This is a genomic window from Oligoflexus sp. (assembly GCF_035712445.1).
In the GTDB taxonomy this organism is placed as follows: Bacteria; Bdellovibrionota_B; Oligoflexia; order Oligoflexales; family Oligoflexaceae; genus Oligoflexus.
In genome coordinates this window covers 61,777-74,569 of record NZ_DASTAT010000097.1, presented here as the reverse complement: position 1 = coordinate 74,569, position 12,793 = coordinate 61,777, and the positions used below count along the sequence as shown (strand labels likewise).

General features: G+C 55.8%; 11 protein-coding genes. 5 read left to right on the top strand and 6 right to left on the bottom strand.

Features of this window, described 5'->3' with window-relative positions; all coding sequences use genetic code 11:
• The first annotated feature begins 43 nt into the window (after window positions 1–43).
• A complete protein-coding gene (locus VFO10_RS21295; protein ID WP_325143994.1) occupies window positions 44–2,692 on the top strand; it encodes a 7TM diverse intracellular signaling domain-containing protein in 2,649 nt (882 codons plus the stop codon).
• 12 nt (window positions 2,693–2,704) lie between these two features.
• Here VFO10_RS21295 and VFO10_RS21290 read toward each other — a convergent pair whose 3' ends face one another.
• The 4 genes from VFO10_RS21290 to VFO10_RS21275 are packed head-to-tail and all read right to left on the bottom strand — an operon-like array spanning window position 2,705 to window position 6,383.
• The gene (locus VFO10_RS21290; protein WP_325143993.1) at window positions 2,705–4,132 is read right to left on the bottom strand and encodes a hypothetical protein; all 1,428 of its coding nucleotides are present in this window, start codon (window positions 4,130–4,132) and stop codon (window positions 2,705–2,707) included.
• A gap of 24 nt (window positions 4,133–4,156) precedes the next feature.
• Entirely contained in the window at window positions 4,157–5,017 is an 861-nt protein-coding gene (locus VFO10_RS21285) for a TonB family protein (protein ID WP_325144061.1), read from the bottom strand.
• 25 nt (window positions 5,018–5,042) lie between these two features.
• Complete coding sequence (locus tag VFO10_RS21280) at window positions 5,043–5,474, bottom strand: ExbD/TolR family protein (protein ID WP_325143991.1); 432 nt, start codon at window positions 5,472–5,474, stop codon at window positions 5,043–5,045.
• A 12-nt stretch (window positions 5,475–5,486) separates the two neighbouring features.
• Window positions 5,487–6,383: a MotA/TolQ/ExbB proton channel family protein gene (locus tag VFO10_RS21275; RefSeq protein WP_325143988.1), complete on the bottom strand. Its 897-nt coding sequence runs from the start codon at window positions 6,381–6,383 to the stop codon at window positions 5,487–5,489.
• A 212-nt stretch (window positions 6,384–6,595) separates the two neighbouring features.
• Between VFO10_RS21275 and bioB the strand changes: the two genes are divergently transcribed.
• The 3 genes from bioB (at window position 6,596) to bioA (ending at window position 10,898) form a co-directional block, all read left to right on the top strand.
• Window positions 6,596–7,654: a biotin synthase BioB gene (bioB, locus tag VFO10_RS21270; protein WP_349259381.1), complete on the top strand. Its 1,059-nt coding sequence runs from the start codon at window positions 6,596–6,598 to the stop codon at window positions 7,652–7,654.
• Window positions 7,654–8,805 carry an 8-amino-7-oxononanoate synthase gene (locus VFO10_RS21265; protein ID WP_325143983.1) on the top strand — a complete coding sequence of 384 codons (1,152 nt, stop codon included), beginning with the start codon at window positions 7,654–7,656 and terminating at the stop codon, window positions 8,803–8,805. Before bioB ends, VFO10_RS21265 begins: the two co-directional genes overlap by 1 nt.
• A 101-nt stretch (window positions 8,806–8,906) precedes the next feature.
• Window positions 8,907–10,898, top strand: coding sequence for an adenosylmethionine--8-amino-7-oxononanoate transaminase (bioA, locus tag VFO10_RS21260; protein WP_325143982.1), 1,992 nt, complete (start codon window positions 8,907–8,909; stop codon window positions 10,896–10,898).
• A gap of 25 nt (window positions 10,899–10,923) precedes the next feature.
• On the opposite strand, the gene VFO10_RS21255 is transcribed toward bioA, so the two are convergent.
• Window positions 10,924–11,244: a hypothetical protein gene (locus VFO10_RS21255; protein WP_325143981.1), complete on the bottom strand. Its 321-nt coding sequence runs from the start codon at window positions 11,242–11,244 to the stop codon at window positions 10,924–10,926.
• 236 nt (window positions 11,245–11,480) lie between these two features.
• Here VFO10_RS21255 and VFO10_RS21250 point away from each other — a divergent pair, with 236 nt between their 5' ends.
• Window positions 11,481–12,170 carry a hypothetical protein gene (locus VFO10_RS21250; RefSeq protein WP_325143978.1) on the top strand — a complete coding sequence of 230 codons (690 nt, stop codon included), beginning with the start codon at window positions 11,481–11,483 and terminating at the stop codon, window positions 12,168–12,170.
• Here VFO10_RS21250 and VFO10_RS21245 read toward each other — a convergent pair.
• Window positions 12,155–12,787: a 2'-5' RNA ligase family protein gene (locus tag VFO10_RS21245; protein WP_325143976.1), complete on the bottom strand. Its 633-nt coding sequence runs from the start codon at window positions 12,785–12,787 to the stop codon at window positions 12,155–12,157. The genes VFO10_RS21250 and VFO10_RS21245 overlap by 16 nt on opposite strands.
• Window positions 12,788–12,793: the final 6 nt, after the last annotated feature.

Sequence of the window (12,793 nt, the reverse complement as noted above, 5' to 3'; positions counted from 1 at the left end):
ATCTTACCGATACTATTTAAGAAATCGGGACAGGATAGGGTCTATGGATCGCATCGTCAGCTTTATCATCAGCCTCTTCGTTCTCCTCTCCGGCGTTGCACGGGCCGAGGAAAACCGTGACCCTATCGATCTGCGATACTTTCCCTTTCATCATGCGGCATTTGAAATCGTCAACGCCTGGGATTTCTATCCGGGCGAATTCCTGACTCCCGCGGACATTCAAGGTCAAGCTCCACCGCGACGCCTGCCCCTGTTAGCCATCAATCCCAGCGAACAGAATCTCGGCGAAATCCGGCATGGAACCTTTCGCTTGCAGCTGCGCTTGCCCGAAGCGGTTTCACATTACACCATCTTCTTTCCCGAACTGCGTTCGGCCAGTCGGATATGGATGAACGGTCGGCTGGCGTCCGAATCAGGGCGTCCCGGGATCAGCGTCGCAGATGAAAAACCGGCTCTCAGGCCTTTGGTCTATAACCTGGAAGGCACGGAGCAGACGCTTGATATCGTGGTGCAGATCTCCGCCTATAGCAACTATCAGTTCATCAGCTCATCCACACCGATCAGAATCGGATCCACCCATTTGATTTACGATAATCTTGAGGCCGCGCGCATTCGCGATGCCTTTGTAGTGGGCGCGATCTTCATCATGGCCTTCTATCATTTCAGCCTTTTTGCTCTGCGGCGTGAGCGCCTCGATCCTCTGCTCTTTGGACTCTTCTGCCTGTCCATCGGACTTCGCACCATCAGCCGCTCGGAAGGCCTGCTTCTTTACGAAATTTTTGATCAGCCGGATTTTCATTGGCAGTATCGCTTTGAATACTGGGGCGTGACGGTTCCTACGGCCGCCTGCTGCAGTTTTATCTATGTCCTCTTTCACAAAAGCATATCGCGCCGCATCGTTCAGGGCATCGTGCTGATAGCGGCCCTCTATACACTTTGCATCGGAGTTCTGCCCCTCCGCATCCATGGGGTCCTGCTCATACCCTTTGAAATCCTGATCATCCTGGGTTCGCTCTATCTGGTGAAGTGTCTGGCCCTGGCCAAGGAGCAGAAGGATGATTCGCTCCTGATCGCATCTGGTTTCGGCGCCTTCATCCTGACGATCGTCAATGATGTGCTCAAAAACCATAACATCATCAAAACGGTGACTCTTTCTCACGTCGGACTCTTTCTCTTCATTCTCGTCCAAGCCATCCTGATCTCAAAGCGTTTCTCACGCGCCTTCCGCCGCCTTAAAGTAGCCGAGGTCGAAATCCGGCAGCTCAATGATGATCTGGAACGCAAAGTCAAAGACCGCACCCAAACGATTCGCATTATTCTTGATAACGTCAAAGCAGGATTCTTACTGATCGGTCCTGATCTGACCGTGAAAGAAGGCTTCACCAAATCCTGCCAGGAAATTTTTGGCCGTACCATCACCGTCGGTCAGAAGCTGCAGGATCTTCTTGATTTGACAGAGCGCGAGCGCGCGCACTTTCAAATGGCCGTTTCCCAGGTTTTCTCGGGCCTGCTTCCCGATGAGGTCAGCCTCAGCCAAATTCATGGTCGCATCACGATCGACCAGAGAGCCGTCTCCCTCCAAGGCTCGATAGTTCGGGACCAGGGTGACGCCGTCTATGCGATCCTTTTTACCATCACGGATGTGACGGGCCTTGTGAATGCGGAAAAGGATGCCCAGATCAATCAAACGCTTTTGAACATCATGCAGGATAGGGCCGGCTTTCAAAGCTTTCTCGCGGAATCGATGCGCGATCTGCGGGCCGCCATGGACGCCCAGGCCCAGGCTGACAGTCAACGCGTGCGGATGATCCTTCATACCCTGAAAGGGAACTTTGCTATCTATGGTCTGGATGAAGTCGCGCAGTCCATTCATCAGATCGAGGATCAGAATGAGATTGGTGGGGAGGAACTGGAAAGGGTAAGCGCGCAGGTTGACTTTTTCCTGAGCCGCCATCAGGATCTTCTTGGGCTGGACAGCGGATTGGATGCGCCCAAGGGAATTTTCGTCTCCAATAAGGTCTTGGATCAGCTGAGCGTCTCACTCCAAAGCGCAAGGGCTCTGGACGAGGTCACGCGGGCCTTTGAGGTCTGGGTTCAGGACGCCCGCATGGTGCCCATCCGTTCTCTCTTCGGCGCCATGCTCACTCATACCAGTCGCCTTGCGGCGCAACTCGGCAAGGACGTGGATATTCACGTTCAGGGGGGTGACGTGCTGGTCAATCCCGAGCTGCTGGGCCCGGTGATCAGCACGATGCCTCATCTGCTTCGCAATGCTTTGGATCATGGCATTGAAACTCCCGAACAAAGATCCAACAAATCATCGCGGGCGCGTCTTGATCTTTCGATCGAACGTAATCCGGGCCAGATTCTGATAACTGTGGCGGATGACGGTCAGGGCCTCGACTGGGAGCGCATTCGCGAAGTCGCTGTGGAAAAGGGGCTCGTCACGCCTGAAGCCTTTGATCAGGCTTCTGAAGAAGACAGGGCTCGTCTTATCTTTATGCCTGGCTTCTCCACGACCCAGACACTCTCGGAAATTTCGGGGCGCGGTGTGGGTATGAGCGCGTTGCTGGCCGCTGTGCAGCAGTTGGGTGGTGAGATCAAGGTGAAGAGTCAGAGGCATCGGGGCTGCCGTTTTGAAATTTCCATCCCCGATGCCGCTCGCGTACCTCTCGTGCCACAGGTGGCCTAAGAGGACTTCGTATTACAAAGACTTACGATTCGACGACCAGGCCGGCGTTTGCGCATCGTAGAGTCCGCTGATTTCAAGCTTGTGCTGATTGCTGCCGTCGCGATTCATGATCCAAAGCGTATTCAAACCCTTGGCATTCGAATCGCCGATCCGGTTGGATTGAAAGACGATCAGCTGGCCGTTCGGCGAGAAGCTCGGATTTTCGCTGTCGCCGCTTTTCAGGGTCAAGCGTTCCAGCTGCGTCCCATCCGGGTTCATCATGAAGATATCCCAACGGTCGATATCCCGGTCATAGCCACCAAAGGCGATCTTGTCTGATTCCGGCGTCCAGGCCGGCGTTGCATTATACCAGCCCGAATAGGTGAGGCGCTTATCGCTGACAATCTTCGGCGTGTCCCCGTTCCAGCTGAGCGAAGCAACAAAAATATGCGGATTGCCAAAGCGTCCTGATACCCAGGCCAGCCACTTGCCGTCCGGAGAGAATTTCGGATCCACATCCAGGCCCGAACCTTCCAGAAGAATCTTACGATCCGTACCGGCGGGCGTGATGCTGAAGATATCGGTATCATCACCGCGCGAACTGGTGTGGGCGAGGATCTTGCCATTCGGCGCGAAGCTGCCCCCGGAATCAAGTCCTGGCGTGGTCGTCACGCGGCGCTTGGTACGCGTGGTCGTATCGTAAACGAAGAGGTCCGGAGACTTGGTTTCATAGGATGTATAGACGAGGTAACGGCCGTCTGCGCTCCAGGCGGGCGAAAGGTGCGGAAAATCCCCATCGGTGATCTGCGTGATGTTGGAGCCATCAAAGTCGGCCACGAAGATTTGCTTGCTGGCGGCTTTGCTGCGACGTCCGACGAAGGCGACCTTGGAATTGAAGATACCGGATTTTCCTGTGTAAGCTTCCAGAAGAAAATCCGCGTACTGGCGCAGGGACGCCTTGTAATCGGTGATGTGGGTGAATTGCTTGGCCAGGATTTCCTGACTGCGATTCACATCGAAGGTCTTGAAGGAAAGCGTGAGACCCTTGCCCGGATCTTCCGTCAGAGCGCCCATAGTCAAAGATTCCACACCAAGGGCACGCCACTGGACGACTTCCTCGCCGGTCAAACCTTTGCTCTCGGTAATCCAGGTCGCCGATTCCGTGGTCTTGCGGGCCTTGGCATACTGATCCCAGGCACCCTGGTAAGCGCCTTCTGCCAAAGCCGAGAAAAAGCCTGAGAATTGCAGCAGGCGGATCAGTTCCTGCGAGCCTTCCTCGGCCAGCTTCTTACCCTGTGGACTCTGCACCTGGCCGGCAACCTGAATTTTAGGAATGGCCACGACGGTCTTGCGGAAGGCGGGGTTATCGATATTAATCTTGATCGGACTCGTACTCTCAGCAGCGACGCCCTTTTCGCAAAGGGACCAGAATCCCATCAGCGCAATCAACCAAAGCTTCATAACCTATTTACTCCTCTGCAGCGTTCAGCGCTTGCAAGTTAACTGAATTTCCACCCCGGCCATTCCCTTCGGAGGCGGGTTGAACGGCGCGGACCTTTGCGCCGTCTGAACACAGTATCCATCGAAAGTGTCGTCGCCCGAGCTTTCCTGGACCTGAACATCCATAAGCTCGCCACGCACACTGAGCTGCACTCGAATGACGGTAAACATATCCTTCCGGGTCAGCTGATAGGTCGTAGGCAGCGCATAGTTTCTGCGCAAGGTCGAATTCAAATAGGCCGAATAGCGATTGTTCTCCGCGATCGCCACGATACCGCCACTCGAATTTTGAGTGACACCCGCATTCTTCAAAACATCCCGAATCTGCGCCAGGTCCGATTTCTCCTGGGTCTTCAGCTCCTTGGTCTCTTCTTTCTGCTGCTCTTTCAACCGTTCTCGAACAAGGCGCTCCAAGGCCTCAGACTTCTTGAGCTTCACCGCGGCATCCGGTTTCACGATGGCCTGGCCGTCCTCTTCGGTATCCTTGGTGATGTTCTTCCCTTCTTCGATCTTCTCGTCTTTTTTCTCCTCCAGGATGCCTTCCTCTTCCTTGACCTTCTCTTTGATGGTCACGGTCTTCGGCAGCTGGGGGAGCTGGTTCGTCGGAACGCTGGCTTCCTCGGCTTTTTGCGCACTGGGAATGACGGTCTTGGGCGCCGAGCCCATATCGACCTCGCTCAGGAGTTCGGTATCAATGCTGTACTCTTCCAAAGCGGGCTTCGGAAGACCGAAAAGATTGAACATGCTCAGAATGAAGCCCACAAGGTGGGCCGCTACGGATATACCGATGAAGAGCATGAGCGAGCGGGATTCGCGGGCCGTCACTTCATTTTCGGAATCACTCATCGAAGCCAAGGGCGTCCCTCGTCCATTATTGGGGTTTAGTCGGAGCCTGGGTCAGCATGCTGATCCGGGTCACGCCGGCAAGCTTGGCCGCACTCATCGCGTCCACCACGCGACCATAGACCACGGTCTTATCCGCGCGAATATAGAGTTCTTTCTTTTCACGCTGCTGATACAGCTCTTTCAACCGGATATCGAGGACACCGGCGGGAACTTCCATCTTCTCAATGAAGTATTCGCCTTTCTGATTGATCGAGAGCACCACGCGGTCTTCCGCCATATCCCGACTGCGGGCCTTGCTGCTGGGAAGATCGACGTTGATTCCGCCAATGGAAAGCGGAGCGGTCACCATGAAAATGATCAGGAGCACGAGCATCACGTCGACCAATGGCACGATATTGATGTCGGCCATGGCTCCGTTATCGTCATCACCATCAGACTGCGACTGTTTAAATTCCATGAGTCTTCTGCCTCACAGGGGTGATTGAGTGGTGGCGGCTCCACCCTTCTTTTCGCTGACCAGATAGCGGCCGACTATATTCAGAAAGTCCGCGCAGAAACCATCCAGAGAGCCGATCAAGTTGCGGATGCGGGCATTGGCGGCGTTGAAGCCGATAACCGCGGGAATAGCAGCCAGAAGACCGAAGGCGGTCGCGATCAGAGCTTCCGAAATACCAGGGGCCACGGCCGCGAGACTGGCCGAACCGGTGCGCGCGATGCCTTCGAACGATCCCATGATACCCCAAACGGTTCCAAAGAGACCGATAAAAGGCGCCGACGACGCGATGATGGCCAGGAGCGACAGATAGGATTCCAGTTTCTTCTTTTCCAGGCGTTTGGCTTTGCCGAGCGAGCGATTCAGGTTGTCGATCGCGGCATTGATCGCCAGCTGGTGCTGGGTCGTGTTCTCTTTCATCTGGCTGCCGCGCACGAGTTCCGCGTAGCCGGTCCGGAAGATTTCCTTGGCCGGGCTGTAAGGATATTCGCCAAGGCGGCTGTTCAAATCATTCAGCGAGCGGCTTTCCCAGAAATTTTTGATGAAGGCCTCGCTCGTGGCCGTGTGTTTCTTCAGGACGACCAATTTCCAGATGAAGATGGCCCAACTGATAATGGAAAAGCCGATCAGCACCACCAGCACGCTGAAGACCACGATACCGCTGCGCCAGGCCTGAGAAAGGATGGAATGCGAACCAAAATCAGCGACTTCGGTTGCGGTCTCCTCCAAGCCCTCACCGGCTGTGGCTTTGCTCGCATCTTTGGCTGGGACATCCTGCGCCATTAGAGCTGCGCCTGAACCCAGACTGAGGAAAAAGATCAAACTCAAACCCGTTACGATGCGAAAAATCCGGTGCAGTGCGAAGTTCAACATCTGGCGCAAGACTCCCGATTGGTAATTTTGACATTTCTACTATACTACAATCGCCGTTTCGTACCTGTCATCACTTAGGAGCTAAGATTGCTACCACGTTGCACCGTTTTCGCCAATATCTCTCGCAAACACCCGTGAATTGTACTAAGACTGAGGCCCAATGGAGGATCAAAAGAGGGGGTTTTTGGATGTTGGACCTGGAACAATTGGCCTTGGGCGAACCACGCTACGACCTGACTCGCGAAGAGATCCAGGCGATCTACGATTTGCCCATCACCACCCTGGTGTATCTGGCGCAAAGTGTCCATAGACGCTACTACGCTCCGGATGAAATTCAGATGAGCACACTGCTGTCGATAAAAACCGGCGGCTGCAAGGAAAACTGCGCGTACTGCCCGCAGAGCGCCCATTACGAAACCAATGTGGCCGCGCATGGGCTTCTGCCCGTGGAAACCATCGTGAGCGCTGCCAAGGAAGCCAAGGAAAATGGTTCGAGCCGTTTCTGTATGGGAGCGGCCTGGCGCAATCCGCCGAAGAAAGGACCGCAGTTCGATCAGGTCCTGGAAGCGGTACGTGAAGTGCGTAAATTAGGCTTGGAAGTCTGTACGACTCTGGGCATGCTCGACACAGAGCAGGCGCAGCAGCTCGCGGAAGCCGGCGTTTATGCCTATAATCACAACCTCGATACCTCGCCGGAATACTACGGCGACATCATCAGCACACGCGTCTATCAGGATAGGCTCGACACGCTCGACAACGTACGCAAAGCGGGCATGACCGTCTGCTGCGGCGGCATCGTCGGCATGGGCGAAACCAAAGGCGATCGCGTGGGCCTTCTGCATCAGCTCCATTCCCTGAGTCCACATCCTGAATCGGTTCCGGTCAACCTTTTGGTCAAAGTCGAAGGCACGCCTTTGGCGGATAAAGACGAAATCGACATCTTCGAGATGGTTCGCACCATCGCCACGGCCTGCATTATCATGCCGGCCAGTCGTGTACGCCTCTCCGCAGGCCGCACCCAGATGAGTGACGAGGCTCAGGCCCTTTGTTTCATGGCCGGCGCCAGCTCCATCTTCACCGGCGAGAAACTTCTGACGACGCCCAATCCCGGTGAAGATCGCGATCGCGCTCTTTTCCAGCGTCTCGGTCTAAAACCTGTTGAAGCCGGTGCTTCCGCGTCCGAATATGCTTCCGCCCCCGAACATGCTTCCGCCCCCGAACATGCCAGGAGTGGCAGTGACGCCGGGGTATCCTGCCAAGCGGTTCACTGATGAAAACGCTCGCGGGTCTGATCCAGGAGAAACTGGCGACGCTCGACGCTCTGCAGCGAAGACGTCGCCTCAGGCCTTTAACGGACAGCCGCGGTCTTGATCTCACGCACAATGATTACATGGGGCTGCGTGGCGATCCTGCTTTTCAAAAGCGGGCTCTGGCCGCGGCGGCTCCCTGGCCCGCTGGATCGGGAGCGAGCCGCCTTCTGGGTGGCGAGCACCTGATTTATGACGAGGTCGAACAGGCTTTCGCCGCCTGGAAGGGCGCAGAGAGCGCCCTTTATTTTCCATCCGGTTATGCAGCCAACGAAGCTCTCATGAGCGCCCTGCACCTTGGTGACGCCGTTTATTTTTCCGATGAATGGAACCACGCGAGCCTCATTGATGGCATGCGGCTGGCCCGTCTCAGACCCGAGCACAAGCGAATTTTCCGGCACAATGATTGTCAGGAGCTGGAGCAGCTGCTTCAGGACAGCCGGGCCAGGCTCAAGATTATTGTCGTGGAATCCCTTTACAGCATGGACGGCGACCTTTGTCCGGCCAGGGAACTTGCGGCCCTCGCGCAGCGGTATGAAGCCGTGCTGGTCGTGGATGAAGCCCATGCGCTTGGGGTTTACGGTCCGAAAGGCGAGGGCTGGATGGCAGCTGCGGGCGTATCGCATGACGAATATATTTCCGTCAACCCCTGCGGCAAGGCCATGGCCGGCAGCGGCGCTTTTATCTGCGGCCCTTCCTGGCTTCGCGATCATCTGATCAACACGGCACGCAGTTTTATCTTCACGACCGGAGCCTCGCCCTGGGCCGCTGCGGCTCTTGGGGAAAGTGTTCGGACCATGAAGACCTTGGACGAACAGCGCCGGGTCTTTCAAAAAAGAATCGTGCGCGTGCATGAACATCTGGATGCGCTCGGCTTTAATAAAGGCGCGAGCGCCACGCATATTATTCCGATTATTTTGGGCCCGGAAGCCGACGCTTTGCGCGCCGAAGCTTTCTGCCAGGAACGGGGCGTGCTGGCCCGGGCCATTCGCCCCCCTACAGTTCCCGAAGGCAGCTGCCGCCTGCGTTTGTCGCTGCATGCGGGGCTCACGGATGCGGATGAGGAGAGGCTGAAAAAAGTTCTGAGTGAACTGGCGCAAAAGATTTTACGGTGAAGGCCAGTGAATTGGCGCAAAAGATTTTACGGTGAAGGCCAGCGAACTGGCGCAAAGGATTTTAAGGTGAAGGCCAGCGAACTGGCCCAGAGGATTTTACGATGAAGCTATTCGTAACGGGAACCGGCACGGATGTCGGCAAAACCATAGTATCCGCAGCATTGATGACAGGCGCCCTGCGGCGTGGACAGCCACTGCAGTATTGGAAACCCGTCCAGACGGGTGGTCAGCATCTGGACCGGGATCAGGTGCACGCCCTATGCCCCAAGATGAAAGTCTACGAAGGCCGCGTCTGGTCCTATCCCCTCCCCGCATCTCCGGATCAGGCGGCTCGTGCGGCCGGAATGAAGGCTCCGACTGTGGAAGAGATTGCCGCAGCCCTGCACTCCGATGTCTCTGTTTTGCTGGAAGGCGCCGGCGGTCTGCTCGTTCCCTTGAATGATGAGAATGAAACCTGGCGCGACGCCGCAGTGCGCATGGAATTGCCTGTGGTGCTGGTGGCCAGCAGCGGGCTCGGCACTTTGAATCATACGCTCCTGACGCTTGAAGCTCTTGATCAAGCCGGACTTGATGTTCTGGCTGTCATTGTGAATGGTCCCCCGCATGAAGCCAATATGCAAAGCCTTCGCCGCATGCGGCCTGATCACCGTTTCGTGGCCTTTCCCTGGATGGATTTAAGTTCCCCTGGATCCGAATGGCAAAAAGCCTGCGAAGAACTTTTTGATGCGGTGATCGGGGCAACGCAAAAGCCCGTGGATATCTCCGCCTGGTATGCCTACGATAAAAAACACTGCTGGCATCCCTATACCCAACATCAAACCGCACCCGAACCTTTGCCGCTCGTGAAAGCCCAGGGCATCTATCTGAAAACCCACACGGGCGAAAAACTGATCGACGCCAGCGCCTCGTGGTGGACCAATTCCACAGGTCACGGCCATCCAAAAATCGGAGCCGCCCTGGCGAGGCAGCATCGAAAGATTGATCACTGCATTTTTGCAGGCGCGACCCATGAACCCGCGAGCCTTCTGGCCAAGGAACTGGTCGACCTTTCCCAGGGTCAGCTGCCGCGGGTTTTTTATACGGATAATGGCAGCTGCGCCGTGGAAGTCGCCTTGAAGATGGCCGCTCAAAGCTGGCAGAATCGGGGCGTACATCATCGGAAGAATTTTCTCTTCTTCCGTGGCGCCTATCACGGCGATACCTTCGGCGCGATGTCGGTGGCCTCGACCGAGGGTTTTCATAAAGCCTTTTCCCCCTATCTCTTCGAAGGCAAAAGCCTCAGCCCCGTAACATCGCACGCCTCGCGCCTTTGCCCGCAAGGCCCGGCAGCCCTGCCCGAAGGCCTGAAAGCCCTGGAAAACATGTTCCAGCTCCATGGGAAAGACCTGGCGGGTGTGATCATCGAGCCATTGGTGCAAGGCGCCTCCGGCATGAACATGCAGGACATCACCTGGCTGCAGACCTTGGGACGCCTCTGCCGTGAGTATCAGCTGCCCTTGATTCTGGATGAAGTCTTCACCGGCATGGGACGCCTCGGCTCCTACTTCGCGTTTGAACGCGCCGGTCTTCAGCCCGATATCGTCTGCATAGCCAAAGGCCTGACCGGCGGCACCTTACCGCTGGCAGTGACCCTGACAAGCGAGAGCATGTTTGAATATTTCCTGGATCAGGACGGCAGCAAAGCCATGCTTCACGGCCACACTTTTACCGGCAATGCCCTGGCCTGTGCCACGGCCTTGGCAGCCCTTGATATCTATCGGCGTGAAAGGATTCTGGATCGCGTGCGGGCCATGGAAGAGGAATGCACTCTTTGGATTGAAAACCGCGCTCGGGCCTTTGACCTTGTCTCGCCTCGCGCCATCGGGGGCATTTTAGCCTTTGAATTGCCGGGATCGGGGCCCGGGGATTATTTCCATCCGTTGGCGCAAAAGGTCCCAGGCGTCGCACGACGTCACGGCCTGCTCATGCGAACGCTCGGCAATACGATGTACTTTGTGCCACCGCTTTCCATTCAAAGCTGGGAAGTTCGGGATGCGCTGGGCAGGATGGAACGAACACTCGGCGATCTTCATGAGGGAAGATCAGCCGAGTGATTGCGGAGCCAGGCTGTCGAATCACTCAGTCTTCGTCATCATCGTCTTCAAAGACTTCGTCGAGGGATTCTTCATCGGAATCCTCGTCGTCTTCGTCCAGATACTCGTCATCATCATCAGCGAATTCAACTTCGTCTTCAGCGACGGGGGCAGCGACCACCTCGTCGGCGTCCTCTTCATTGGCTTCACGCCAATCATCTTCCTCGTCCTGGTCCATTTCTTCGACCGCATATTCATCGGCAAGGTCTTCGAAGCGAGTATCGACCCAGTCCTTGGCATCATCCTCGGACTCGAATCCCGCCTTCATGATTTTTCCGGTTTCAATGTTATAGACTTTCCACAACAACGCTGGTTCTCCAATCAAATTTGAGAAAAGAGTGGATTGCTGGGGAGACCGAACCGTCTCCATTTCGAATCTTAGCATAGGCATCCGCGCTTTGGGATAAACTGCCTTACCTGAGTCAATAAGGCTGAGAACGATTCCTCAATATTGACGCGCCAAAGCTGCCTTTTGATCTGGACTCGCCATCGAATCTTTAGTAAACCAAGTCTCGCTAGAAATTCAAGGGGTAGGACCACTTTATGGTTTGGATCGCAGCATTGGCTTTGGCCGCATTGAATACTCAGGTTTCGCAGAGGAATGAAGTTTCCTGTGATCTTGCGCCCTTTATCGGCGGCGGCTCCAGCAGCGAAGGCTCTCTGGATTCGTTGACTGGCGTGGGTTTAGGCTGCAATGTCGTACTCTACGATGCTGGCGCCTGGGCTCTGAGTCCCCGGGTCGAATTCGTCGAGCAGCGCTGGTCGGTTTTTCGTGAGGACGAAAGCGCCACCTATCTGAACAGCTACCAGGCCCGGACCCTCGGTCTCGGCCTGAATGTAGACTACGATCTGACCGAACAGTGGAAATTGGCCTACAATTTGGGCTTTTCCATGGGCCAGGGCGAGCAGGACCGGAATATTTCCACCGCCAGCAGCGCCCAGAACCTCCATCTCTCCGGCATGTCCCAAAGATCTTTGCGTCACGAATTTTCGGTGACCCGCCGCATGAACGAGCGTCTTTCGTTCCTGGCCGGTGTGCAGTGGGATAGCGCTCAGCAGACCTGGGATGCGGCGGCCGGACGCCTCGAACGCGAGGACGTGGCTCCCGGTAACAAACTGACTCTGACCAGTGGCACAGGTGCGGATATCGAAGGCCGTGTGCCTCAGTCGTCTGACTATCAGGCGCTGAGTTTTAAAATCGGCGTGCAGATGAAGGTCTATTCCACTTTGTAAAGGCAGCTGCGACTATCCTTGATCACGCCATCCTCGGGATGCAGGTCACGCTCGGTGAAGCCGACCGTAATATGCGGTCGGAAGCGTTCCACGCTGAAAGCCTGTTTTTCCCCGCCCGCCGCGATAAACTGCTGACGCAATTTTTCGCGCACCTGCAAAAGTCCGGGAGCCTGCACCACAATAAAGTAAGTTGCAAGCTTACGGTCGGCCTGCTTCAACTGACCGCGGCCAACGCATTGCAGCTGAATGGGTATCGACTGAATGCGGGATTTTTCAATGGTGCCATTGATCTGTTCGAGACTGAGCCGTGTGCGCAGAACAGTCATCTCGGGCGGAGTAATCACCGTGATATGGGCTTCCCCACGGCTTTGCAGCACCACGCCCTCGCGTGCTTCGATCTCTTTCTTCAGCTGCGCGATGGGTTCATAAGGCACTTTCATGTCGACGTATTGACTCTTCGCCGTCCAATCAAGCTTCTGCGTGGCAAGGACTTCAGGGTTCACATGAACGGTGGCCTCGCCTTGAGACAGCGGCGTCGAAGCTGTTTCCGTATGCCGACAGCCGCCCCAAACGAGGCTCAGAATAAGCACAAAATGCTTGGAAATTATCGCTTTCATGCCGAC